Genomic DNA, 25,661 nt, shown 5'->3' on the forward strand with positions numbered 1-25,661 from the left:
TGTTTGTTAAACCCTCATCATGAAACCAATGTTATTGACCATTGTTTGTGTGCCATACTTTCTCGTAACGTATGCGCAATCTTTTTGGACGCCTGCCGGGAAAGACGCCGCTGCAGGCAGTTACAGCCGCCGCTTTCAGCAGGTGGCGTCCGCGGCTTATCATCCGGCAGGATTGTCCTGCCTGCGCACTTTCACTGCGGGTATTTATGCCGAGCAGCGTTTTTTATTAAAGGAGATACCGTTCTACCAGGCTATGGCAGCCATCCCGGCGGGCGCCGGCGCTTTCGGGGTGCAGCTGGCGCGTTTGGGTAGCAGTGCTTACTACCGGCAGTTGGTGGGCCTGGCCTATGGGATGCGGCTGGGAGCCAGCGTAGGCATGGGGTTGCAGGGGAGTTATCTCACGGAGGTAACGTCCGGATATGGCAACCGCAGCGGCCTGTCCGTCACGGGTGGACTGCTGTGGCATGCCGGGGAACGATGGCATACGGGTATCCGCATCAGCCATTTCCGGCCGGGAACGACGGTATACAGTGCCGGTATTGGCTTTGAAGCCTCCTCCGCTTTTTTGCTCAGCGCCGAAATAGGAAAAGTCGGCCATGAAACCGCCTGGCTGAGAGCAACCGCCAGCTACAGGATTGTTCCGCCGCTGGCATTGCAATGGGGATTTGCCACCTGTGCACCCTTTCAGCATGCCGGTATCACCATTCATTGGCATATGCTGCGGATCATGTTTGCAGCGGGCTTTCATCCGCAACTGGGCATCACTCCTTCAACCACTATCATATGGCAGCGGGATGGCGCAGAGTAACCGCGGTGTTGCTACTGTTGTGTGGTAGCTGGGGGAAGGTGGTTGCCAGGCAGGAAGAGGAACTGCCCGCCGTCATGGAAAACGCACTGGAAAATGAAACAGCCGTGGCGGACGTTCCTTCCGATGATGATGAAAACTGGCAACAGCTGGAGGATTTCAGACGGCACAAAATACAGCTGAACACTGCCGGCGAGGCAACGTTGCAATCGTTAGGTATGCTGACAGATATACAGATCGGTGAGTTGCTGACATACCGCCGTCTGTTGGGTGACCTGGTCAGTATCTACGAGTTGCAGGCGGTGCCGGGGTTTGAACCCGAACTGATACAACAGCTGCTGCCCTACGTAAAAGTGGGGAACGACCTGTCGCCGCATTATACTTTGCGCGATTATCTGCACAAAGGCGGGCATACCTTGCTGCTGCGGTACGCCAGGCAGCCGGAAAGGGCCCGTGGATATCAGCGCGCAGGCACCGCTGCGGCGGCTTATCAGGGAAGCCCGGACAAGGTATTGCTGCGTTACCGGTACAGCTTTCCGCGTTATGTCAGCTGGGGCGTTACTATGGAAAAAGATGCAGGTGAGCCGTGGAACGGTTTTCCGCGGCAACGGGGATTTGATTATTACAGTGCGCATGTGTTTGTCCGCAATACCGCCTGGCTGAAAACGATCGCACTGGGCGATTACACGGTGAACTTCGGCCAGGGGCTGCTACAATGGCAGGCGCAGGCCTATGGAAAAGGCGCGGCCCCTATGCAGATAAAAAGAGAGGGCGACCTGCTGCGGCCACATACCTCCGCGGGAGAGAGCAATTTTTTCCGCGGGGCGGCCGCTACCTGGGAGCAGGGAACGTGGCAGGCAACCGCTTTTTTTTCATGGCGGCAGCTGGATGGCACACTGACGCCTTCTGATGAGGAGGAAGATAAAAATGCTACGGCTTTGCAGCGCAGCGGTTACCATCGCACAGTGGCAGAGCTTTCCCGTAAGGGCGCTGTGCGGCAGTGGAGCAGCGGGGCCAACATCCGGTACCAACGCCATCGCTGGCAGATCGGGGCCAATGTGGTCGCCCACCGGCTCTATCCTGCACTGCAAAGGGAACTGAAGCCGTACAGCAGTTTCGAATTTACCGGTAGTCAGTTGACCGGCGCCAGTATGGACTATGCGGCCTACTGGAAAAATATTCACCTGTTCGGGGAGCTGGCGGCCAGTGATAACGGGAAGCCTGCCTTTGTACAGGGCGCGCTGGCCAGCGTAGCGCCCACGGTGGATGTGGCAATAGCATACCGGTATTACGACAAAGCCTATCAGTCTTTTTATGCCGCTGGTTTCGGCGATGGTTCCAGGACGGTGAATGAACAGGGATGGTATGCCGGCGTCAGCCTGTTGCTCAGCCGGCGGTGGAAGGTAGAAGGGTATGCTGATTTTTTTCGTTTCCCCTGGCTGAAATACCGTGCTGATGCGCCATCCGGTGGACGTGATTTTTCCGCACAGGCGGTGTATACGCCCGATAAACGCAGCAAGTGGCTGCTGCGGGTCAGCCAGGCCACACATGCGCAAAACAGCCAGTCTCCCGGCAATGCCCTGAAAGTTTTGTCGGATGTAACGTCAACGCATATACGTATACAGGCAGATGTAAGCTGCAGCAGAAGCTGGCAGTTTCGCGGAAGGGGAGAGTACAGTATTTATGCGGCGGACAGTGGCAGGAAAACAGGCTGGATGGGATACCTGGAGGCTGCCTGGCACCCGCGTGCCTGTCCGCTGGCACTGAATGCAAGGCTTGTCCGCTTTGGAACGGCTGACTATAATTCGCGCATATATGCCTATGAGCGCAGTGTGTTATACGATAATGCGGTGTCGCTGTTGTATGGGAACGGTTGGCAGTACTATCTGAATATTAAATGGAAAGTAAACCGCCGTTTGGCTTGCTGGCTGCGGATGCACCAGGTGATTTATCCCGGGCAGCAAACCATCGGAACAGGACCTGAAACAGTGGAAGGCAACAGAAAAACGCTGTTTCAGTTTCAGCTGCTCCGGTCATGGTGAGTATTCCGTAATTCCATATTAATTTTAATTTAGTTAATAAATTGATTTGTAGTTAGTTAGGTTCTTTTTTCCATTTGCTGTTAAAAAAATGTTAAGCGCAAAGGAGCTAGAAAGCTTTTTTTTTATAACTTGGGGATGTTCAACCAAAATCTAAATCCTAAAAAACTAATCAAACCAATGAGCCGCTTTTACCTTAGAAAAGCTGTGTCTTCCAACGGTGGCTATTCCAACGTGTTACTTTTATTTGCTTAGTTGCTTGTTTGCTTGTGACCACATAGATGTGTTTTTGCTTGTCACACCGTAACATTTAATGTTTAATCAAAGCCAGATCAGGAGAACTATATGCCGGTAGTGGTATATACAATCGTATTGTATATACCAGGTTTAGGATAACGATATAAAAAATGTCGGACGTGTGTCCGCTTTCTTTTTCAACCAAAATTTGAATCTTTTTATGAAAAAGGTTTTACTCCTTTTTGCCATGCCTATGGCAATTGTTAGTCTGGCCTACGCACAGGAGCGTCAGGTATCAGGCACAGTAAAGGGCAGCGACGGAAGCCCGGTACTAATGGCGACCATACAAATTAAAGGGACGACCACAGGTACCACTACTGATAAACAGGGAAATTTCCACCTCACTGTTAAAGATGCGAAAACCGTACTGGTAGTAAGAAGCGTAGGCTTCCTCACCCGGGAAGTGACGGTAGGAGAGAATACTACATTAGACATCACGCTGCCGGTAGATACCAAAGCACTGCAGGAAGTAGTGGTAACGGCGCTGGGCATACGCCAGGAGAAAAAAGCGCTCGGCTATGCAGCTCAGGATGTAAAAGGAGAAGAACTGGTCAGAACAGCTCCTTCCAACCCACTCAGCTCCCTCTCCGGTAAAGTAGCAGGCGCCAGTATCGTTACCTCCTCCGGTACGCCCGGCGCTCCGGTGAGAGTGCAGCTCCGTGGCGCTACTACCATCATGGGTAGCAACCAACCACTATTTGTAATTGATGGTTTACCGGTAGATAACAGCGAATCCAACACCTCCAGTGATGGCGCCGGTACTGCCGGTGTACTGCAGTCCAACAGGATGGTAGATATCAACCCTGACGACATTGAAAATATCACTATCCTGAAAGGGCCGGCTGCTGCCGCTTTATACGGTAGTATGGCGTCTAACGGTGCGGTGATCATCACCACAAAGAAAGGAAAAAGAAACCCTGATGGCAGGTCCTTTAATATCTCCTACGGTATTACTGTCAACTTTGATAAAGTAAGCCAGTTACCGGACAGACAAAACAAATACGCCCAGGGTTACGGCGACCTTTCCCATCCCGGCGATGCCGGCGGTCCCAAAGCCTACTCTTTCGGACCAGCCATCGATACCCTGGTGTTTGACGGCAAACCCTATCTGTGGGACAGAAACGGTATGTTGGTGGGCAAAAGCCAGAATCCCGGCGGAAAAGCGGCGATCGTTTATGACCCTTATGATTTCTTCCAGACAGGTATCGGTACACAGAACAACCTGGCCATCAGCGGAGGTACGACCGCCCTCACTTATCGCGTGTCTGCCTCTGTCTATAATCAGAAGGGTATGATCCCGCTCACTGATTTTAAGAAGAATACCATCGCTTTCTCTACAGATTATAAGTTCTCCGATAAATTCACCGTGTTCTCTACCATGAACTATGTGAACTCCGGCGGCAAACGTGCGCAGCAGGGTAGTAACCTGAGCGGTATCATGCTGGGCCTCCTGAGAACAACGCCTACCTTTGATAACTCCAACGGTGTAACAGATCCCTCCGATCCATCCGCCTACCTCCTGGGCGACAACAGCGGCGATCAGCGCAGCTACCGCGGCAGAGGTATCTATGATAACCCCTACTGGACGGTAAATATGAACCCTTACAAAGATAACGTACAACGTTTCTTCGGTACCGTAGGTGCTGTTTACAAGCCATTCGAGTGGTTGAGCATCACGGAAAGGTTCGGCGGAGATTATTCCCTGGACAACCGTAAGCAGATCTATTCCAAAGGCTCCGGCGGTTTCCCTGACGGTCAGTACTTCGAAGATCAGCTGAGCACCCTGGTGATCAACAACGACCTGTTTGCCACTTTTACCAAGAAATCTGGCAAGTTTGACTACTCCTTCCTCGTTGGCCAGAATGTGTACGACTATAAAACCAAATACCTGCATACACAAGGTGACGGCTTGAGTGGTAACGACTTTCAGGGTATCACCAACACCGGTAGCAACACCTTGTCTATCAGCAACTCTCAGCAGCGCAGGGTCGCTTTTTATGGTAAAGCAAACGTAGCCTTCAACAACTACCTGTTCCTCGAACTGACAGGCCGTTATGAAGGCAACAGTACCCTGCCCACACAAAACCAGTTCTTCTTCTATCCTTCCGGTAGCCTTGGTTATGTGTTTACCGAAGGCCTGGGTATCAAAAGCAACATCCTTTCCTATGGTAAAGTACGTGTGGCTTTCTCCAGCGTAGGTCGCGGCCTGAATCCGTACAGCCTGCAAACATACTATGGCCGTACTGCTCCTGGCGATGGCTGGACCAATGGTATCGTTTTCCCGTATAATGGCCTCGTAGGTTATTCCAAAAGCGGTACACTGGGTAACCGCAACCTGACAGCGGAAAAAACCAACCAGTTTGAAACCGGTGCGGAGTTACGCTTCTTCGATAACAGGGTTACACTGGACTACACCTACTATAACGGTAAAAGTAAAGGTCTGCTGAACCAGGTAAGCATCGCTCCCAGTAGCGGCTACAGCTCTGCATTCCTGAATGCGGCTTCCATGCAGAACCATGGTCATGAAGTAACACTGGGTGTTTCCCCCATCCGTAGCAAAGACCTTGACTGGACCATCACCTTCAACTACGCGCAAAACAGAAACAAGGTGCTGGCGCTGGCGGAAGGTATTGACCGCTTCGACTTCAACGGCTTCACCGGTATTTTCGTTTCCGCGATCGTAGGTAAACAATACGGTTCCCTCTACGGTACCGGTTATGTGAAAGATGCGCAGGGCCGCCTGGTGATCAACGATGAAGGTACCCCCGGCGACGGTTCTTACGGCTATCCTATCATCTACGATCCTTTACAATACCTGGGCGATGTAAACCCCAAATGGTCCGGCTCAGTGGGTAATACCCTCAATTATAAAGGCGTTATCCTCAGCTTCCTGATTGAGACCAAACAAGGACAAAGCATATGGAACGGCACCTGGGGAGCTATGACCAACTTCGGTACCAGCGCCAATACGCTGGCAAGAGGCACGCAGACGGTGTTTGAAGGGGTGAAAGGTCATCTGGACGGCAACAACAACGTGGTGACCAAAGGAGAGAAAAACGATATTAAAGCAGATCTCAATGCAGACTACTACAGTGGCGTGGGCAGCGGCTTCGTGGTAAACGAACCATTTGTTCAGGACGCCAGCTGGGTAAGACTGCGTGAAGTCTCTATCGGATACAGACTGGCAGGCTCCAAAGTTTTCAAAAAACAAAAGCCCTGGTTTAATGCAGTAACGCTGACGGCTATTGGAAGAAACCTGTGGTTGAACACCAAATATACCGGCGTAGATCCGGAAACAAGCCTGTTTGGTACCCAGGAAGCCCAAGGGTTTGATTACTTCAACAACCCCGGCTCCAAGACCTATGGTTTCAGTGCAAAATTTGAGTTCTAATTGAAAAATCGAAAAACAGAAGTTATGACTATTCTCAATAAAACACTTGTCGCTGCTGGTTTCGCTGCCCTGCTTACATTGGGTACCGGTTGTAAAAAGTATCTGGATGTGAATTCGGACCCTGACAGACCGGTAGATGCTCCTCCCGCAGCAATCCTCACCGGTGCGGAAGTGACCGCAGGCTTTGTGCTGGGCGGCGCTGACGTTGCCCTTACTTCCAGCCTGCTCTCCAACCAGGTGGATGGCACCAGCCAGCAATTTAAGAACTATCAGCTGTACCAGATTGTGGCAGATAACCTCTCCAACTGCTGGGGCAGCATTTATCAGGGTACACTGAATGACCTGGTAGAACTGCGTAAAATATCAGAACCCAAAAAATGGTATTTCTACAGTGGCGCCAGTAAAGTGCTGACCGCCTATGTATTGGGTACTGCCACAGACTTGTGGGGAGATGTGCCTTACAGCGATGCTTTCCAGGGTCTGGACGCCAAATTCAAGGCGAAATATGATAAACAGGAAGATATCTATAAAACGATCGATGGCTTGCTGACCTCCGCGATCGCTGATCTGAAGCAGCCGCAGCTGGGACCGGTGCCCGGCGCTAATGACGTGATTTATGGCGGAGATCCCGATCTCTGGATTAAGTTTGCCAACTCTTTCCGGATGAGAACAATGATCCATCTCACCAAAAAAGATCCGGCTGGCTATGCCCAGAAAGCGATTGACGCTTCCAACGCCGCCGGCGGCATTATTACAAAAGTAGATGAGCAGGCAGCAGTCGCTTTCCTGAACGATCCTACCCGGGCTAATCCGGTGCAGCAGTTCAATGCCCAGCGTCCGGGTTATATTACCTATGAGGAGTCATTTATGATCAAACAGATGACTGCCCTGGGAGATCCGAGAGTGGATGCTTATCTGACCGGCGGTTTCTACGACTCCAAAAATTCACCGGTTTATTTCATGACGGTGTATGAGCTGGATTTCATCCTGGCAGAAGCACATGCCCGTCTGGGGCATGATGCGCAGGCGCAGAGTTTCTATGAAGCAGGGATCAAAGCATCTTTTGCTTCCGTGAAACTGGATGCCACCGACTATCTCACCAAACCGGAAGTGAAATACGACCCGGCCGCCAGCGCCACAGATAAACTGAAACTCATCATGACGCAGAAATATTACGCGATGTACCTGCAGTCAGAGAATTTCACCGACTGGCGCCGCACAGGCTTCCCGGTGCTGACCTCCAAGAACCCGGGCAAGGAAATCCCCAGACGTTATCCTTACCCGCAGACAGAGCTTTCCTATAACAAAGCGAATGTACCAACCGGTATTTCACTCACTACCAAAATGTGGTGGGATCAGTAAAAAAAGCCATTTAACCGCTTTCCATAAAAAAAGAGGGCTCATTGAGCCCTCTTTTTTTATTTTTGTAGGGCTAAATCATACAGATATGGAAAATCAGCACGAAGAGCAGAATCAGCTTAACATCGAGTTAAATGAAGAGATTGCAGAAGGACAATATGCCAACCTCGCTATAATTACCCATTCCAATGCCGAATTTGTAGTGGATTTCGTCAACGTGATGCCCGGTCTGCCAAAGGCCAAAGTCAAGTCCCGCATCATTCTCACCCCTCAGCATGCCAAGCGCTTCATGAAAGCCTTACAGGATAATATCAAAAAATATGAATCTGTTCACGGTACTATCCAGGACCAGGAACCGGTTTCTGTACCCATGAACTTTGGTGGTCCCACCGCTCAAGCCTGATTGTACCATGGAACATATTTATTCTTATCATCATCTGACGGAGTTCACCCGCGAAGTGTTTATTCGTATGGGTTGTTCCCTGGAACATGCTATGCTGGCCAGCGAAGTGCTGGTAGCGGCGGACCTTCGCGGAATTGACTCCCATGGCGTAGCCCGGCTGTCTGGCTATGTGCGCTTATGGGAAGCCAAAAGGATCAACGCCCGCCCGGACATCCGCATCGTACATGAAACACCCAGCACCGCGGTGGTGGACGGTGATGCAGGCCTCGGCCTGGTAGTGGCGCCTTTTGCCATGGAAGTGGCCATCCGGAAAGCGGCAATAGCAGGCACCGGCTGGGTAAGCGTTAAAAATTCCAACCATTTCGGTATCGCCGGTTATCACGCTATGAAAGCGCTGGACCACGATATGATCGGAATGGCCATGACCAACGCCAGCCCGCTGGTAGCGCCCACCTTTGCGAAAGAAAGAATGTTGGGTACCAATCCCATCGCAGTAGCCATCCCGGCCAGGGAGCAGCCGCCCTTTGTAGCGGATTTCGCCACAACGACTGCGGCCAATGGTAAATTGGAAATCCTGCAGCGCAAAAACCTGGAAGCACCCTATGGCTGGATCCAGGATAAAGATGGCAACCCCAGCACTAACCCCCATGAACTCAAGGACGGCGGGGCATTGCTGCCATTGGGCGGCGACCGCGATCACGGAAGTCATAAAGGGTATTGTTTGGGAGCAATAGTTGATATATTTTCGGCCGTCCTTTCAGGGGCCAATTACGGGCCGTGGGCGCCTCCTTTTGTGAGCTTCCTGCCGCTGGCCCCCGATCCGGTGGGAGAAGGGCTGGGACATTTCTTTGGCGCCATGCGCGTAGATGCGTTCCGTCCGGCCGATGAGTTTAAATCCCATATGGACACCTGGATCAACCGCTTCAGAGCGGCAGTACCGGTGGAAGGGAAAGAAGTGCTCATCCCCGGTGACCCTGAAAGGGAAATGCACCGCGACCGGCTGCAGAACGGGATTCCTGTACTGGCGCCGGTGGTGAAGGATATGCAGGAGGTAGCTGCTAAATTCAAATTGAATTTTTAAATCTCAATCGTTCATATAAACCGCCGGGAAGCAGGCTCGCAGGCTCATCTCCCGGTAACAGGCAAAAACAATATATTCAGATGAAAGTGTTAAAATTTGGTGGAACCTCCGTGGGAAAACCAGAGCGCATGCATTCAGTAGCGCAACTGATCACAGCAGATAATGATCAGAAAATTGTGGTACTGTCTGCCCTGTCAGGCACCACGAACGCACTCGTGGAAATCAGCCAGTCCTTGTCAGAAGGTAAAAAAGCACAGGCGAAGCAGCAGATAGACAAGCTGGAGAGCCATTACAGGTCTTTTTGCGAGGAGCTGGTGAAGCAGGAGGCTGGTCGTGCCAGCGCTAAAGCCATCGTTGATGAACACTTCGAATTTCTGAACATCATCCTGAAGATATCTTTTAACGAAGCGTTGAATAAAGATATCCTCGCACAGGGTGAACTGTTGTCAACCCGCCTGTTCTGCGTATACCTCGAAGAAGCCGGTGTGGCCGCTGTATTGCTGCCGGCGCTCGATTTCATGAGCATCGACGAATACGAAGAACCGGAAATTCCTAAAATCAAAATCAAACTGGGCAACCTGATCAACCAGCATAAAGGACAGTCCGTTTTCATCACTCAGGGATATATCTGCCGCAATGCCAAAGGCGAGGTAGACAACCTGAAACGTGGTGGCAGCGACTATTCCGCTTCCCTGATCGGCGCTGCCATCCAGGCAGAAGAAATTCAAATCTGGACAGACATCGACGGTATGCACAATAACGATCCGCGTGTGGTGAAAAAAACCTTCCCGATCGAGCAACTGTCATTCGACGAAGCTGCCGAGCTGGCTTACTTCGGCGCTAAAATTCTGCACCCGGCTTCTATCTGGCCCGCCCAGCATTTTAATATCCCGGTAAAGCTGCTCAATACCATGCAGCCGGAAGCGAAAGGCACTATTATCACTGAAATGCCCAATGGCAATGGTGCAAAAGCCATCGCAGCGAAAGACGGGATCATCGCCATCAAGATCAAATCCAGCCGCATGTTGCTGGCTTATGGCTTCCTCCGGAAAATATTCGAAGTATTTGAAAAGTACCGTACGCCGATTGATATGATCACCACTTCTGAAGTGGCCGTATCCCTGACGATCGACAGCCAGACGCATCTGGACCAGATCCTGAAAGAACTGCAGCCGTTTGGTACGGTGGAACTGGACCACCACCAGAGCATTGTTTCCATCGTGGGTAACGAGGTGGCGGCTACGCCTTCTATCATCACCAAACTGTTTGATGCCATGGAAGGTATTCCTTTGCGGATGATCTCCTACGGCGGCAGCAGGCATAATATTTCCATCCTGGTCAATGGCCAGTTCAAGGAAAAGACACTGCAGGTGCTGAATAAAGGTCTGTTTGGTTTGGAGTAGTTACATCTCAGAATTGTTATAAAAAGGGGCGTGCCAACCGGTACGCCCCTTTTCATTTTATACTTTTCTCAGCCGCTGATCAAACATAAAGGGCTGGGTGTCCGTAATCGTGATACGACCGGCGTCCGGATGCTGCGGATTGATGAGATAGTTATTTTCTTCGGCAATGACTACAGAAGGGATCCGGAGCACGGCATAACGTGCTGTGTCCACCCACTCGTCGCCGATGGCCTGCAGGGCCGGAAACGGCGCCAGTGATTGCCAGCCGGAGGGAAGATCTTTTTTAGTAAGGACTTTAATGGCAATATCGTCGGGGATGTGAATGGTGGCGATACAAAAGTCCTGAATGATATTTTTTAGCGGAATGTGCACCAGTACTTCCAGCGCAGACAGCGCCCTGCTGCCGGCCGTATACACGATCGAATGTCCCGGACTGTTCCACCGGCCGCCATACAAACGGGAGCCAGTGCCTGTCAGGTCGTTGATGTAGGCACATTTGCTGATCCTGTAAACATCCATGATAGCTACGCGAATATTCCGTGTTCAATGCGTCCCAGTTCGTCTTCAATCAGCTGAAAGCCGAAAGTGGTGTCTAACAGGGAAATAGGAAGTTGATAGTTGAAAGCGGGAAGCGGCGTGCGCATCCACTCCTTGAAGTTTTCCAGGCTGCCGAAAACTTCTGTACCCCGCTGGTAGAGCCGGGAGAGGAGGATAGCCCGCTCGGAGGTGTCGGCAGACAGTTTGGCGTCGTCTGCATAACGTTGCAGTGTTCTTTCCGAAATATGCAGTACCTGCGCCAGTTCCGCCAGTGAAAAAGAAAGTTGACGGCTCAGATTGACCAATGCTCTTTTTAGTACCCCACTGCGGGAAAGCTCAATAAAATCGTAATACCCACTGCCCGAAACGTAAGTTGCCCCCGGGTCTTCCACAATCATCAGGGTGTTTTCCTGCACCTGATATTTTCTTGCATGTTTCATAATTCCCGACATTTGACACAAAAATACAACAAATTGTCGTGATTTGTACGTTTGCTGCTTTCTTTAGGAAAACTTAATGTCAGAATTTTTTATCCTCAAAATACCCGATTTTTTTCATTCGGCTGATTTCCAGGGTGATAACACCGTACTCAATGATCGCTTTTCCATGTAGAATATAAAAACCACCCTTCTGAAAAGGATATTGACGCAAACTGTCGGGGAAATGAACGGTATCAATAAAGTGTCCTTCCCGGTCAAGGAAGGTGCCGAAACACATCGGTTCTCCTTTGGCAGTGCGCATGGGTTTGGTCGTAACAAGGTATCCCAGCGTGGTGACCGGCTGATTAATATACTGGCTGAACGCATGGGCAGGGGTATACGCCGACTGATCGTGGTTCAGTACTTCAAAGGGAGATGCCAGCGGAAAACCCAGGAGGTCTATTTCATCAAAAGCATCTTCGTGCTGATGGTAAGCCAGTTCCGGCAGCTCACAGTTGACGGTGGCGGGTTTGAACAAGGACAGGTTGTGGACGGCGGCAGCGTTTTGCTGGCGTACCAACAGGCTGCTTTTCCACAACAGTTCCTTTTTGGTCTGACCGGTAAACTGAAAGCAGCCAATCCGGATCAGCAGTTCCAGCTGCTCCGCTCCCGGGGAAATGCGGTCGCAGAAATCTTCCAGGTGCAGATAGGGCCCGCATTGGCGGCGCTCTTCGAGTATTCTTTCAGCGAGGGCCTGTTCCAGTCCTTCTACATGGATTAGTCCCACATATACATCCTCTCCTTTGATATTGGTGGGATAGTCGCTGTTATTGATACAGGGTGGATGGATGTGGACGCCGGTTTTTTTCAGTTCCCGGAAATACAGTTCCCGGTTATAAAAGCCACCGAAATTATTAATCACTGCCACCATAAATTCAGCGGGGAAATAAGTTTTCAGATAGAGGCTCTGATAGCTCTCTACCGCAAAACTGGCGGAGTGGGCTTTGGAGAAAGAGAAGTTGGCGAAACTGGCGATTTGTCGCCATACTTCCACGGATACCTCGTACGGCCGCCCCAGTTGTGCACAGTTACTGAAAAAACGTTCCTGTATTTTTTCAAAATCTTTGGAACCTCTGTATTTTCCTGCCATGGCGCGCCGCAGGGAATCGGCATCAGCCAGTTCCATGTTGGCGTATTCATGTGCCACTTTGATCACATCTTCCTGGTATACCATAATGCCGAAGGTGTCGCTGAGTAATTCCCGGATAACAGGGTGCAGGTACGTGACAGTATCGGGGTGTCGGTAGCTGTGGATGTATTGTTTCATCATGCCCGATTGCGCCACACCCGGCCGGATAATAGAGCTGGCGGCCACCAGGGTGAGGTAGTTGTCGCATTCCAGTTTTTGCAGCAGTTGTCGCATAGCAGGGGATTCTATGTAGAAACAGCCAATAGTGTTCACTGTTTTCAGGTTTTCCTTCACTTTGTCATCCACCATAAATGCTTTTACCTGGTGGATATCGATCTCCACCTGTTTGTTTTTCCGGATGATGTCAATGGCGTCGCGGATATGTCCCAGGCCGCGCTGACTGAGGATGTCAAATTTATACAGGCCGGTACGGTCTGCCTGGTGCATGTCCAACTGGGCGGTGCTGAAGCCTTTGGGAGGCAGGTAGGTGGTGCAGTACTGATGAATAGGCGCATCGCTGATGAGGATACCGCCGGCATGGATGCTGAGGTGGTTGGGAAAAGATTTTTCCTGGTCCATCAGCCGGCTGAAATGCTGGATCCTGCGCTGGATATGGTCTTCATTCAGTTGTATGTTGAAGCCGTTTTCCAGGATCTGATCAATTTCTTTTTTAGGGAGACCGTACACCTTACCCATTTCCCGGATGATAGCATTGGTTTGAAACGTAGTGACGGTGCCCAGCAGCGCGGTATGGGCATCACCGTATTTATCAAACACATACCGGATGATGGCGTCACGGTCGCGCCAGGAAAAATCGATATCGAAATCCGGGGGCGAGGTGCGGTAGGGGTTCAGGAAGCGTTCAAAGAAGAGATTCAGTTCTATCGGGTCCACATCCGTTATTTTGAGGCAGTAGGCGATGATGGAATTGGCGCCGCTGCCGCGTCCTACATAGAAAAACTGCCGTTCCTGCGCGTAGCGGATGATATCCCATGTGATCAGGAAGTAGGCTTCAAATTCCTGTTGCGCTACGATGTGCAGCTCTTTTTCGATACGCCGTGCAGCTTCCGCATGATCTTTTCCGTAGCGGTATTCCATACCCTGGAAAGCCAGTTGCCGCAGCAATTCCCGGTCTTCTTCCACGCTGCCCAGGAAGGATTTCCGGTTACGGGGTGTATGCAGTTCCATTTCCACCTCGCAGGTCTCGAGGATGCGCAGGGTATTGGCCACGATATGCGGATACTGTTCAAAGTGTTCCACCATTCCGGCCGGATGGATGAACTGGTCGTGGATAGTGCCGGTGGTGTGTGGTTCCAGCTGGGAGATCAGGATGTTCTGATCGATGGCGCGGAGTACGCGGTGCAGTTCATAATGATCATTGTCCTGGAAGGTGACGGGGTGCATTATCACCAGCTGATGGCGGATGCTGGTGGTATCCACACGGAAGAGTTTATTGAGGTCGCGTGGTTTGATGCCCAGCAGTTCGTGTGGTAGCAGTTGCGCCGGCGCAACCGCCCCCCAGTTGTAGACGGCCCAGGTGCCGGGCAGGGCGGGGGCCCGGTCGGGGAAAGGTATTTCTTTGCTCAGGTGTTCGGAGAGGAAGTGGTTGATCTGCAGCCATCCTTCCTGGTTGCGGGCCAGCAGCAGGTACCTGAAAGTAGACTGGTTACGGCATTCCAGGCCGAGCACGGGTTTTATCAGATGCTGGCGGCAAAGTTCCACAAATTCCCAGGCGTCGGAAGTGATGTTGATGTTGGTGAGGGCCAGTGTGGTGATGCCCAGCTGTGCGGCTTTCCGCACCAGCATTTCAGCGGGCATGGTGCCATAGCGCAGGCTGAAGAATGTTTTGCAGTTCAGGTACATGTTATCCTTTATAATATGGCATGATATCTTTTTTCGGTGCGGGATATTTTCTTTTGTCCGGAGGCACCACGTTGGTGCCTTTTAGCAGCATGTCCCAGCCGAAGCGGTTTTTGATATGATCGATGGCCTGGTAGAGGGAGATCATCTCCTGGCTGTCATCGAAGAGATTGATCTGATAGTTGCCCTGTACAAGATGGCTGAAACGTACGCCGATGAGGCGTACCAGCAGGCGGCGGTCGTATAGTTTTTTAAACAGGTCTTTTACTTTTTCCAGCAGCACGTGATCAGAGCAGCTGTAGGGGATGGTCATCTGTTTGGTAACGGTTTCAAAATCGGAGTACCGGATTTTGACGGTCACGCAGCCGGTCAGTTTATTTTGCTGCCGCAGTTCAAAGGCTATTTTTTCCGTCATACGTACCAGTTCCGCGTGCAGGAATTCCATGTCTATGGTGTCTGCGGGAAAGGTGCTTTCCGTGGAGATGGACTTTTGTTCATAGTAGGGCACAACGGGCGAATCGTCGATGCCATTGGCTTTACGCCAGAGGGAGATTCCGTTTTTCCCCATCCAGGCTTCCAGCAGGGAAGGGGGTACTTCGCTGAGTATTTTCACGGTTTCCACGCCGCGCCGCCGGAGCTGTGCGGCGGTTTCTTTTCCTACCATAGGTATTTTTTCGATGGGCATGGGGGCGAGGAAGTTTTTTTCGGCGCCGAACGGTATTTCCAGTTGCCCGTTGGGTTTGGCCTCATCGGTCGCTACTTTGGATACGAGTTTGTTGGAGGCGAGCCCGAAGGAGATGGGCAGCCCGGATTCTTTGATGATGGCTTTCCGCAGTTCCGAGGTCCATTTAAGGGAACCGAAGAATTTATCCATGCCGGAGAGGTCGAGATAAAATTCGTCGATGGAGGATTTTTCGTATAGCGGTGCTTTGTCGGCGATGATACTGGTTACTTCGCGGGATTTTTCGCTGTACCGGTCCATGTCGCCGCTGCGGACGATGGCGTGAGGGCAGAGGCGGAGCGCTGTTTTCATGGGCATGGCAGAATGGATGCCGTAGCGGCGGGCTTCATAGCTGCAGGCGGCTACTACTGCGCGGTCGCTGCTGCCGCCTATCAGCAGGGGTTTTCCTTTCAGCTGGCTGTCATGCAGGCATTCCACCGACACAAAAAAACAATCCAGATCGAAATGTGCGATCGCTCGCTGTTGTAATGTAATCATGCTGCCCTGTTTAAGTATCGTTGTGTGGTCCTTCCCTCTGTTTACCGGAGCGATCTTTCTTTCCGTTCGGGTGCCCATACCGTGGTTCCCTCTGTTTACCGGAGCGATCTTTCTTTCCGTTCGGGTGCCCTTACCGTGGTTCTCTCTGTTTACCGGAGTGATCTTTATTCCAGTCGGGTGCCCTTATTGCAGCCTTTCCCTCTGTTTACCGTAATTTTTCTTCTTGTTTGGGCGCCCTTACTCCCTCTGTTTACAAGAGCGGTGTTTCTCCGTTCATAAGCGATAAGCGGATGGCAGGCCGGGCGAAGGGTCAGCACGGATAGTGATCAGCAGGGCCTGCCAGCCGTAATCACTTTGATCTGCTGTAAAGGTACTAAATTATTTAGTTTTACTAAAATTATTAGCAATTTTTTATTCAGATTTTATTCCCGGTTTCAATTTTCCTAACTTTGATACAACATATCCGGGGGGCCATCTGTAGTAGATAAGAGAATGGAAATGAAGGTATAAGTAAAGCGTGAATGTTCATCTTTAAACCGTCATCTCATGAAACAGACCAATGCTTCGAAGGAAATTTTTATCCTGGCGCTGTTACTCTTGCCCATGGCTTATCTGGCTATTATCTGGAACTACCTGCCAGTGACTATTCCCACCGATCAGGACGTATTGGAGCAGACTGAAGGCCGTAATGCATTTCTGTTACTGATGATTTTCCTTTTTGTGACCAATGCGCTGATCTACGCGCTCTTCCGTTTTATTCCCAGAACGACGGAGGACAGTCCGGTGCAGGCCAGCGTGGAGCAGCGCGAGTTTTATCGCATCCGTTTCATGATACATATTTACCTGGCGATTTTTACCTGTCTTTTAATTTTTATGGCGAGGCAGGGGGAGCCTTTTGCGATGGAGCGCTGGGCTTTTGTGGGAGTTGGTTTGCTGATTGCGGCGATAGGATTATATTTGTGGAAGTTGCAGCAGGAACCCAATCACTACGTGGGCGTCCGTACGCCGTGGACACTGCAAAGCAAGGAGATCTGGAGGGAGACTCACCGTATGGCCGGTACGCTCTGGGTAAGTGCCGGGGTGGTGATCATGATAGCAGGTTTTTTTCTGTCGCTCGTTACCGGGGTGTTCCTGATCTTTTTTGCGGCGATCGTACTGGCAGCGTTGCCGTACATTTATTCGTTCCGGTTATATAACAAGGACAAAGGATAAGTTTATTCATAGTGGTCAATCATAGAAAAAATGGCGGTCAGTTGACCGCCATTTTTCATGCTGAATAAGTTTGTGCCTAGAACCAGGCAGCACCCAGTGCCTGACGGAAAGGCCAGGGAATCAGGGCCAGTATCAGGATAAATGCGATCCCGTAGAATATAAGGGCCAGCTTGTGTTTCTGGGCATCGGAAGTAGCTTTCTTTACTTTGGATTTGCCGATGTGCACCAGGGCAATGGCAATCACAGCCATCAGGGTATGTTCCACCGTGAAAAAGCGGAGCGCGGAATTTTTCATAGCGGCGCCCATGTCAGCCAGTCCGGCTTTTGCTTTCTCGCTAAATACAAAATATAACAGCAGTCCCACCAGCAGCTGAATATCGCAGAAGATCATGAAAAACAGTCCTGCTTTATTGTCGGCCGCCGTGAATGGTGTTTTTCCGGAAACGCCTTTAAATGCGCGGATCACTGCCCAAAGCCCAGCCAATACGATTGCCCATCTCAGAATAGAATGTAGATGTACCATAACAAGTTGATTTTACCGGGCAAAAATAAGCGAAGCGTCTTGAATATATTTGGGATTTTATAAAATTATTTGCTAATTTTGTTAGCAAGGTACTAAATTATTTAGGTTATGTCCGTAGTATGCCAGAATTTAAAATATCTGCGTAAGCAAAAAGGCTGGACGCAACAGGAGTTTGCAGACAAACTGGGTATTAAGCGTTCCCTGCTGGGTGCTTATGAAGAGGAACGTGCAGAACCTCGTACGGAAGTGCTGGAGCAGGTCAGCGACATGTTCCGGGTTTCCATTGACGACCTGCTCCGCCGGGACCTGGGCTCCCAGAAAGACAGTTTCCTCGAGAAACGCCGTCAGCAGAAACTGGGCAATGCCCGTCAGGCGATCCAGTTTGTGCCCGTAAAAGCCGCTGCCGGTTACCTGGCCGGTTATAACGATGATGAGTTTATCGAAGAACTGAATACGTTTACGCTGCCGATGCTGGGCGCCGGCGACTACCGGGCTTTCGAGATCGCCGGGGATTCCATGCTGCCCGTTCCTTCCGGCTCAGTGATCGTATGTCACAAAGTGGACGGCTGGGAAGAGATCAGGAACAATGAAACCTACGTGGTGGTGACTTCCCGCGAAGGTATCGTCTTCAAAAGGGTGCTGAAAAGCAACCGCGCCAAGTCGAGGATCACACTGGTGTCTGACAACCCCCAGTTTGAACCTTATCCGGTGGAAATGGAAGAGGTACTGGAACTGTGGCAGTCTGATGCGGTCATCAGCAAATCCAGCCAGCAGAGCCGCATGAGCGTTAACCACCTGGCCGACATGGTCAGTCACCTTCAGGACCAGGTGAGCCTGCTGAAAAAGAAAATCAAGGATTAAAGGAAAAGAGTTATTGCAGTAGTGTTGTGTTGGCGGCGTTTATCGTCACAGCGCGCGCCGTTTGCTGGGTGGCTGGTCATCACCGGTCTCTCCCTACTGGTTATTATTCCAGAGGGGTCTTTGCTGATATTCCACACTGCTGTCATTCCAGCGTATCCTTTGCTGGTATTCCACACTGCTGTCATTCCAGGGGCGTCCTTTGCTGGTATTCCACACTGCTGCCATTCCAGCGTATCCTTTGCTGGTATTCCACACTGCTGTCATTCCAGGGGCGTCCTTTGCGGAGATATTTCACACTGCTGTCGTCCGGTAGTGCCCGGCTATTCTTCGTTTGATATTTTGTGGCCAGCGGGCGGAACAGCATTCATAAAGTAGTATTACTTCAAAAGAAACTCCCGCGGTAAGGGGTGTATAAACTATTCATTTCCGGGGATTTAAGCATAACATAAAAAGGGGTGGAAGAAAAAAAAGACATCAGGCCGGTTTGGTTTTTGTTTTTATAAAATGTTGTCTTATCTTTGCATTCCTAAAAAATAAGAGGCAAAAATTATGTTGATCATTGATTCTAAAGATTGCGAAAACATAGACAAGGCGCTTAAAAAATATAAAAAGAAATTTGAGAAAGCACGCATCCTGCTGCAACTCAGATCACGCCAGTCTTTTACTAAACCATCTGTAAAACGCCGTACACAGGTGTTGAAAGCTGTTTACAAACAACAGCTGGCCAGTGGTAAATTGGAAGCTTAGTCTGTTGTAGCCATCACAGGCTTATCAACTCAAAATATTTGATGATTGTAAGGTTATTTAATAACTTTACAATCATCAATCTTTTTGCGTTGAACGAAGTATTATATTCCTTAGCCGAGCGATTCATCTCCTATATTCAGCTCGAAAAGCGATATTCAGAGCACACCTGCACCGCCTATCGCAATGACCTCCTTCAATTTTTTGATTATACTACGGCTGCCTATGGTCCTGTGACCATAGGGGACATTACGCATATTATGGTGCGTAGCTGGCTGGCGAGCCTCATGGAGGATGCCATGACCGCCAAGAGCGTTAACCGCAAAATTTCCACCCTGAAATCCTTTTTTAAATTCTGTATCCGTCAGGAACTGCTGCAGCAGACGCCTATGGCCAAGGTCGTGGCGCCCAGGATCAGCCGCCGCCTGCCGGGATTTATTGACGAGAAAGGGATGAAGGCGCTGGAAGATAACCGCAGTCCTGTTTCCGTGACTGCTCCCTTTATCTTTGCCGATGATTTTGAAGGCGCCACGCACCGGTTGATCTTTGAGATCTTTTATCAGACGGGTATCCGCTTGTCGGAACTGATCTCCCTGCAGGAGTTCCGGGTAGACAAGGGCAACCTGTCGATTAAAGTGATGGGGAAAGGAGGGAAGGAGCGGATTATTCCGATCAGTAACCAGCTGTGCACGCAGATGACCGCATATATGGAGCAGAAGCGGCGGGAACTGGAAGCGTTTGAGCCGGCGGTGTTGCTGGTGCATCCGCACAGCGGTCAGCGGTTATACCCCAAGTATGTATACCTGATGGTCCGCAAGTACCTGACGGACCATGAAATCACTACCTACAGGAAAAAAAGCCCGCACTTACTGCGGCATACTTTCGCCACGCATCTGACGAATAACGGGGCCGACCTGAAAGCGGTCAAGGACCTGTTAGGTCACGCCAGTCTTACGTCCACGCAGATCTACACACATACGACCATTGAGCAGTTGAAGAAGGTATATCAGCAAGCGCACCCCAAGGCGTAGCGCCTTATTTTTTCATTTTAACAAAATATTACGCATTAGAACAGCATTGCATTACAAAAGTGAGTATATTTAATACAGAAGTTCTTTCACAACCAAGAGAATGCCTATGACCATGGTTTACACACTATAACCTAGATTGTTAAATATTTAAAAAATTAGTGCTATGAACGTTCAAATTCAAACTGTGCATTTTGATGCTGATTCAAAACTGATTGATCACGTGAATAAGAAATTGCAGAAACTGAACACTTTTTATGACCGGATTGTCAGTGTGGATGTATTTTTAAAATTGGATAATTTAGCGCATCAGGTTAAAGATAAAATTGCCGAAATAAGAGTACGAATCCCCCGTCAGGACCTCTTTGTCAAGCATGAATCCAAATCCTTCGAAGAGTCCTTTGATCTTGCCTTTGATTCCTTAGTCAACCAGGTAAAACGACAAAAGGAAAAGAAATTTCAATAATTTTTTAAAATAATTTTGGAAATATTAATCTCTTTGCTACCTTTGCCATCCCGATTCAAAAAGAGGGTCGGTAAAGGTAGCAAAGTTCTTTATGGTAGGGCGTTTTCAGGGAGACAGATAAATTTTTAAATATTTGTAACAAACTGAAAAAAAGATTTTGAGATTTGAAAAAATCGCTTAATTTTGCGCTCTCTTTCAACGAGTTACTTTTTTGAAAGAATGTTTTTTGAAAGATGCCAGCATAGCTCAGTTGGCCAGAGCTACTGATTTGTAATCAGTGGGTCGGGGGTTCGAATCCCTCTGCTGGCTCATCAAATTTTGATATTTAGCTATTTTTAAATTTTTAAATTTCAAAATAACCAAATTTCGAAATTTCAAAAACGGGCAGGTTCCAGAGCGGCCAAATGGGGCGGACTGTAAATCCGCTGTCTTTCGACTTCATAGGTTCGAATCCTATCCTGCCCACCAAAACGGCTTGTTCCGCTTTTGCCCTAGCAGAGGCGGAACAATGTTGTTGAGTGGAAGGTGAGAACAAATTCTCGGTTGACAGACAAAGTAATTCCCGGCGCCTGTGATACGACAGCCTTTTATGTTCTTTAATTTATTCAGGAAGATTCATACAGCATTATTACCTTGCTGTGTTGGATTTGTCCGGTATGCGGGAGTAGCTCAGTTGGTAGAGCGACAGCCTTCCAAGCTGTAGGTCGCGGGTTCGAACCTCGTCTCCCGCTCGCATATAATTTCAAGCTGTTGTAGCTCAGGGGTAGAGCACTTCCTTGGTAAGGAAGAGGTCGAGAGTTCAATTCTCTTCAACAGCTCTTTTGAATTTTAGAAGAGAAGCATCGCGGTCGCAGTGACATCACTTCGCCACTACATACACTCCATAAAATTCGGATTTCGGATTCGAATTTGTTAATTCTGCACTCCGAAATAAACTTAGCGTTGTAGCTCAATGGAAGAGCATCCCACAATTTTTACTTTATCGGGAAGGACATGAGTTCAATTCTCATCAGCGGTACAAGTTTGTAAAAAGCCGTGTTTTAAAAACAACTATCAATACAATCTTTACAAACCATCTAAAAAGAAAATACAATGGCAAAAGAAACCTTTAAGCGGGATAAACCCCACGTAAACATTGGTACCATCGGCCACGTGGACCACGGTAAAACTACCTTGACTGCTGCCATTACCACAATTTTGGCAAACAAGGGTCTGGCAGAGAAAAGAGGCTATGATGAGATCGATGCTGCTCCTGAAGAAAAAGAAAGAGGTATCACTATCAATACAGCTCACGTAGAGTATCAGACAGCTAACCGTCACTATGCTCACGTTGACTGCCCTGGTCACGCTGACTATGTGAAAAACATGATCACCGGTGCTGCCCAGATGGACGGTGCTATCCTGGTGGTTGCCGCTACAGACGGTCCTATGCCACAAACCAGAGAGCACATCCTGCTGGCTCGCCAGGTAGGTGTACCTCGTATCGTAGTGTTCATGAACAAAGTTGACCTGGTTGACGATGCTGAGCTGCTGGAACTGGTTGAAATCGAAATCCGTGACCTGCTGAGCTCTAACGGCTTCGACGGTGACAACGTTCCTGTAATCCAGGGTTCTGCTACCGGCGCACTGGCTGGTGACGAAAAATGGGTTGGCGCTATCGAGCAACTGATGGAAGCTGTTGACACTTACATTCCGCTGCCTCCCCGTCCGGTTGATCAGGACTTCCTGATGTCCGTAGAAGACGTATTCTCTATCACCGGTCGTGGTACCGTTGCTACAGGTCGTATCGAACGCGGTCGTATCAAAGTTGGTGAGAACGTTGAAATCGTAGGTCTGCAGGAAGAACCCCTGAAATCTACTTGTACAGGTGTTGAAATGTTCAAAAAACTCCTGGACGAAGGTGAAGCTGGTGACAACGCTGGTCTGCTGCTGCGCGGTATTGAGAAAAACCAGATCCGTCGTGGTATGGTTATCTGCAAACCCGGCTCTATCACTCCGCACACTGAATTCAAATGCGAAGTTTACGTACTGAGCAAAGAAGAAGGTGGCCGTCACACTCCGTTCTTCAACAAATACCGTCCTCAGTTCTACTTCCGTACAACTGACGTAACTGGTGAAGTTGAACTGCCTGCAGGTGTTGAAATGGTTATGCCTGGTGATAACGTTACACTGACTGTAAAACTGATCCAGCCGATCGCGATGGACAAAGGTCTGAAATTCGCTATCCGTGAAGGTGGTCGTACAGTAGGTGCCGGTCAGGTTACTGAAATTATCAAATAAGTATTTCCAAAATACTAAAAGCCATTAGCTTCGGCTATTAAATGTCAGGATTTATTGATATATTTGCTGACTGCTGAAAGCTCAAAGCTAATGGCTTTATACACGGGTATGGTGCAACGGTAGCATACGGGTCTCCAAAACCTTTGATCTGGGTTCGAATCCTAGTACCCGTGCCAAGGTTAATTAAATGGTTGAATTGTTATTATTAAAAAATAGAACAATTCAACCATTTTTAGGCTTTAATCAATTGACCATAAATCGTTAACTTTACAGAATGAATAAGATCAGAAACTACTTCCGCGAGTCTTATCATGAGTTGGTCTACAAAGTATCCTGGCCTACCTGGCAGGAACTGCAGTCCTCCACCATGATCGTGCTGATAGCAACTATCTTTGTTACAGCGCTGGTGTGGGGTATGGACGCCGCTTCCAATTTTGTGTTAGCACACTATTATGAAATATTCAAAAAATAAATAAATGGATGCAACCAATATTCCTGCGCAGGAAACAAAGTGGTATGTACTCCGCGTTGTTAGTGGCAAGGAAAAAAAAGTGAAGGAATACCTGGATATTGAAGTGCGCCGATCTGATTGGGGTAACGTAATCACACAGGTATTTCTCCCGGTGGAAAAAGTATATAAAGTGCAGGCCGGTAAAAAAGTAATGCGTGAGAAAAACTTCTATCCCGGTTATGTGATGATTGAAGCCATCGATGGCAAAATGACCGACGAAGTGATCCAGGCCATCCGTAACGTGTCTGGCGTTATTCACTTCCTGGGTAAGGAAAAACCCATTGCACTCCGTAAAGCCGAAGTCAACAAAATGTTAGGTAAAGTGGACGAACTGAGCGATCAGGGACTCACCATGAGCGAACCTTTCATCGTCGGCGAAACCATCAAGATCATCGACGGACCGTTCAACGACTTCAACGGTGTCATCGAAGAAGTGATCGAAGACAAAAAGAAACTGAAAGTAACCGTGAAAATCTTTGGCCGCGCCACCCCTGTAGAACTGAACTTCATGCAGGTGGAAAAATTAGCATAGTTACGGTACCAAATAATTCTAAAAAAGCGCTCCGCACCCCGGAGCGCTTTTTTTATGCTGATGTTAGAGGGATCACTTTCTGGGCCGCGTCTTCTTCAGGACACTATATGCCAGCTGTCAAACAGCCAATATCCCAAAACCCAAATGATAAAATAACAATATAGGAAAATGAAAAAATTGCTTTGCGGTGTGGCCGGCTGCCTCTTCCTGCTGTCTGCCTCAGCCCAGCAACCGGTAAAGAAACCTGCTGTAACGCCTGTACCCGCCGTCAACTATACGGCCATACCAGATTCGGTAACGGGTTCCTCCGCCTCCATGGCGGCCTGGCTGGTGTCCCACTGTGAAAACAAGACCGCCATGCTTCGCTCGCTCTACGCCTGGATGTCTTCCCACATTAATTATGATGTGGTCAATACCTTCCAGCCCGGTTATTATAAAGATACCGCTGACGCGATCAGCAAAACCCTGCAGACACGCACCGCTGTCTGCGAAGGATATGCCTCGCTGTATGTGGACGTAGCCCGCCGCGCCGGTATCCCGGCCATGGTGGTGACCGGCTACCCGCTGGTCAACGGCCGGCCCGATAATGCCAGTCACGCCTGGGTGGCCGTGCAGCCGGATAGCGAATGGAAGATGATAGACCCCACCTGGGGCTCCGGTTCGGTGAACAATAATAAATACACGCCCCGGCTTACCTGGAGACATTTCCTTGTGGAGCCGCATGAATACCTGAAAACACACGTCCCCTTCGATCCCCTGTTCCAGTTTTCCGAATACCCGTTGCGGCACGATGAAATCCGCGATGGCAAGTGGAGCGGCGGGACGGACCAGCCGGTGTTTGTGTTCAGGGATACGCTGGCCGCCTTTAATAAGATGTCTGCACTGGCCAAGTCCGAGAATATGGCTGCCAGGATAGGGCGCTTCGGGGTGACTAACCAGCTGATCTCCGCAGAGCTGACTTTCCTGACCAACCAGTTGACCGTAGAGCGGCAGAATGCCAGCATTATGGAGCAGAACCGGGTGGCAGACCAGATCAACGAGTGCAGCCGGCTGTATAACCGGTTGACCAACATCTTTAATGACTATGTAAATTTCCGCAACAAGCAGTTTACCCCTGCCAGGCCGGACCAGGAGATAAGGGAGTGGGTAGACGGGATGTCGCGGCAGTCGGACGAGGTAGAGAAGAAGGCGCGGCAGCTGACGGTGAAGGACCCAGGCAACCGCCGTGTATTGCGGGAGGTACTGGAGGCCAATACGCAGTTGAAGCAGCGCATCACCGACGAGCAGGCTTTCGTGGCTAAATATATTAAGACGGGAAAGATGTTCCGGAAGTCACTTTTTTATAAAGTGGGGTTTTAGCTGTACTTTTGCATTCCTCCGGATTATAAGGTTTTTTTAACGGGAATGCAATGGATTTGTAAAAAAAAGGTGACTGGTAGCAAAAAGAGTGCCCAAATTCAAATACTTTTTGGCATTTTGATATTATTATTTACCTTTGCATC

At 49.6% G+C, this 25,661-nt stretch carries 22 protein-coding genes and 6 tRNA genes; 22 read left to right on the forward strand and 6 right to left on the reverse strand.

Translation table 11 applies throughout. The annotated features are described in order from the left end of the window. Positions 1-19: 19 nt before the first annotated feature. The 7 genes from B5D63_RS34915 to B5D63_RS01765 all read left to right on the forward strand — a co-directional run bounded on the left by B5D63_RS34915 (position 20) and on the right by B5D63_RS01765 (position 10,778). A complete protein-coding gene (locus B5D63_RS34915; RefSeq protein WP_159455856.1) occupies positions 20-808 on the forward strand; it encodes a hypothetical protein in 789 nt (262 codons plus the stop codon). Continuing rightward, the gene (locus B5D63_RS01740) at positions 784-2,847 is read left to right on the forward strand and encodes a ComEA family DNA-binding protein (protein WP_159455857.1); all 2,064 of its coding nucleotides are present in this window, start codon (positions 784-786) and stop codon (positions 2,845-2,847) included. The genes B5D63_RS34915 and B5D63_RS01740 overlap by 25 nt, the downstream gene beginning before the upstream one ends. A 454-nt stretch (positions 2,848-3,301) precedes the next feature. Further along, entirely contained in the window at positions 3,302-6,532 is a 3,231-nt protein-coding gene (locus tag B5D63_RS01745) for a SusC/RagA family TonB-linked outer membrane protein (protein WP_143312734.1), read from the forward strand. A 24-nt stretch (positions 6,533-6,556) separates the two neighbouring features. After that, positions 6,557-7,894, forward strand: coding sequence for a SusD/RagB family nutrient-binding outer membrane lipoprotein (locus tag B5D63_RS01750; protein ID WP_078667061.1), 1,338 nt, complete (start codon positions 6,557-6,559; stop codon positions 7,892-7,894). An 85-nt stretch (positions 7,895-7,979) separates the two neighbouring features. Beyond that, complete coding sequence (locus tag B5D63_RS01755) at positions 7,980-8,294, forward strand: DUF3467 domain-containing protein (RefSeq protein ID WP_078667062.1); 315 nt, start codon at positions 7,980-7,982, stop codon at positions 8,292-8,294. Positions 8,295-8,301: 7 nt separating this feature from the next. Next, complete coding sequence (locus B5D63_RS01760; protein ID WP_078667063.1) at positions 8,302-9,375, forward strand: Ldh family oxidoreductase; 1,074 nt, start codon at positions 8,302-8,304, stop codon at positions 9,373-9,375. 80 nt (positions 9,376-9,455) lie between these two features. Next, the gene (locus B5D63_RS01765; protein WP_078667064.1) at positions 9,456-10,778 is read left to right on the forward strand and encodes an aspartate kinase; all 1,323 of its coding nucleotides are present in this window, start codon (positions 9,456-9,458) and stop codon (positions 10,776-10,778) included. A 57-nt stretch (positions 10,779-10,835) separates the two neighbouring features. Here the strand turns inward: B5D63_RS01765 and B5D63_RS01770 are convergent, their stop codons facing one another. From B5D63_RS01770 to dinB, 4 genes are all read right to left on the reverse strand, one after another. Further along, positions 10,836-11,297 (reverse strand): RES family NAD+ phosphorylase, encoded by a 462-nt coding sequence (locus B5D63_RS01770; protein ID WP_078667065.1) that lies wholly within the window; start codon positions 11,295-11,297, stop codon positions 10,836-10,838. Between the two features lie 5 nt (positions 11,298-11,302). Continuing rightward, entirely contained in the window at positions 11,303-11,755 is a 453-nt protein-coding gene (gene parS / locus B5D63_RS01775; RefSeq protein ID WP_159455858.1) for a type II RES/Xre toxin-antitoxin system antitoxin, read from the reverse strand. Between the two features lie 79 nt (positions 11,756-11,834). Then, complete coding sequence (locus B5D63_RS01780) at positions 11,835-14,786, reverse strand: DNA polymerase III subunit alpha (RefSeq protein ID WP_078667067.1); 2,952 nt, start codon at positions 14,784-14,786, stop codon at positions 11,835-11,837. A 1-nt stretch (position 14,787) separates the two neighbouring features. Next, complete coding sequence (dinB, locus tag B5D63_RS01785) at positions 14,788-16,002, reverse strand: DNA polymerase IV (protein WP_078668495.1); 1,215 nt, start codon at positions 16,000-16,002, stop codon at positions 14,788-14,790. 546 nt (positions 16,003-16,548) lie between these two features. On the opposite strand from dinB, the gene B5D63_RS01790 reads away from it, so the two are divergent. After that, positions 16,549-17,214, forward strand: coding sequence for an SdpI family protein (locus B5D63_RS01790; RefSeq protein ID WP_078667068.1), 666 nt, complete (start codon positions 16,549-16,551; stop codon positions 17,212-17,214). 76 nt (positions 17,215-17,290) lie between these two features. Here B5D63_RS01790 and B5D63_RS01795 read toward each other — a convergent pair whose 3' ends face one another. Beyond that, positions 17,291-17,737 (reverse strand): hypothetical protein, encoded by a 447-nt coding sequence (locus B5D63_RS01795; protein WP_078667069.1) that lies wholly within the window; start codon positions 17,735-17,737, stop codon positions 17,291-17,293. Positions 17,738-17,845: 108 nt separating this feature from the next. Here B5D63_RS01795 and B5D63_RS01800 point away from each other — a divergent pair, with 108 nt between their 5' ends. Continuing rightward, positions 17,846-18,598, forward strand: a complete 753-nt coding sequence (locus tag B5D63_RS01800) for an XRE family transcriptional regulator (protein ID WP_078667070.1) — start codon at positions 17,846-17,848, stop codon at positions 18,596-18,598. Between the two features lie 181 nt (positions 18,599-18,779). Here the strand turns inward: B5D63_RS01800 and B5D63_RS01805 are convergent, their stop codons facing one another. Then, positions 18,780-18,962, reverse strand: a complete 183-nt coding sequence (locus tag B5D63_RS01805; RefSeq protein WP_078667071.1) for a hypothetical protein — start codon at positions 18,960-18,962, stop codon at positions 18,780-18,782. A 185-nt stretch (positions 18,963-19,147) separates the two neighbouring features. On the opposite strand from B5D63_RS01805, the gene rpsU reads away from it, so the two are divergent. From rpsU to B5D63_RS01870, 13 genes are all read left to right on the forward strand, one after another. Next, a complete protein-coding gene (gene rpsU / locus B5D63_RS01810; RefSeq protein WP_078667072.1) occupies positions 19,148-19,345 on the forward strand; it encodes a 30S ribosomal protein S21 in 198 nt (65 codons plus the stop codon). A gap of 89 nt (positions 19,346-19,434) precedes the next feature. Further along, positions 19,435-20,373, forward strand: coding sequence for a tyrosine-type recombinase/integrase (locus B5D63_RS01815; protein WP_078668496.1), 939 nt, complete (start codon positions 19,435-19,437; stop codon positions 20,371-20,373). 163 nt (positions 20,374-20,536) lie between these two features. Further along, positions 20,537-20,836, forward strand: a complete 300-nt coding sequence (locus B5D63_RS01820; RefSeq protein ID WP_078667073.1) for an HPF/RaiA family ribosome-associated protein — start codon at positions 20,537-20,539, stop codon at positions 20,834-20,836. Between the two features lie 235 nt (positions 20,837-21,071). Beyond that, positions 21,072-21,145 (forward strand) — tRNA-Thr (locus tag B5D63_RS01825). Between the two features lie 73 nt (positions 21,146-21,218). Continuing rightward, a tRNA-Tyr gene (locus B5D63_RS01830) sits at positions 21,219-21,304 on the forward strand. Positions 21,305-21,494: 190 nt separating this feature from the next. Next, positions 21,495-21,567: transfer RNA gene (locus B5D63_RS01835), tRNA-Gly, on the forward strand. A 15-nt stretch (positions 21,568-21,582) separates the two neighbouring features. Continuing rightward, a tRNA-Thr gene (locus tag B5D63_RS01840) sits at positions 21,583-21,654 on the forward strand. A 120-nt stretch (positions 21,655-21,774) separates the two neighbouring features. Further along, positions 21,775-21,854: transfer RNA gene (locus tag B5D63_RS01845), tRNA-OTHER, on the forward strand. Between the two features lie 74 nt (positions 21,855-21,928). Beyond that, positions 21,929-23,116, forward strand: coding sequence for an elongation factor Tu (gene tuf, locus B5D63_RS01850; RefSeq protein ID WP_078667074.1), 1,188 nt, complete (start codon positions 21,929-21,931; stop codon positions 23,114-23,116). A gap of 102 nt (positions 23,117-23,218) precedes the next feature. Beyond that, positions 23,219-23,292 (forward strand) — tRNA-Trp (locus tag B5D63_RS01855). A gap of 98 nt (positions 23,293-23,390) precedes the next feature. Next, positions 23,391-23,588: a preprotein translocase subunit SecE gene (secE, locus tag B5D63_RS01860; protein ID WP_078667075.1), complete on the forward strand. Its 198-nt coding sequence runs from the start codon at positions 23,391-23,393 to the stop codon at positions 23,586-23,588. Positions 23,589-23,592: 4 nt separating this feature from the next. Then, positions 23,593-24,159, forward strand: coding sequence for a transcription termination/antitermination protein NusG (nusG, locus tag B5D63_RS01865; RefSeq protein WP_078667076.1), 567 nt, complete (start codon positions 23,593-23,595; stop codon positions 24,157-24,159). A gap of 168 nt (positions 24,160-24,327) precedes the next feature. After that, positions 24,328-25,518 carry a transglutaminase domain-containing protein gene (locus tag B5D63_RS01870; RefSeq protein WP_078667077.1) on the forward strand — a complete coding sequence of 397 codons (1,191 nt, stop codon included), beginning with the start codon at positions 24,328-24,330 and terminating at the stop codon, positions 25,516-25,518. Positions 25,519-25,661 lie beyond the last annotated feature (143 nt).

It is taken from the genome of Chitinophaga eiseniae (genome assembly GCF_900167135.1).
GTDB lineage: Bacteria > Bacteroidota > Bacteroidia > Chitinophagales > Chitinophagaceae > Chitinophaga > Chitinophaga eiseniae.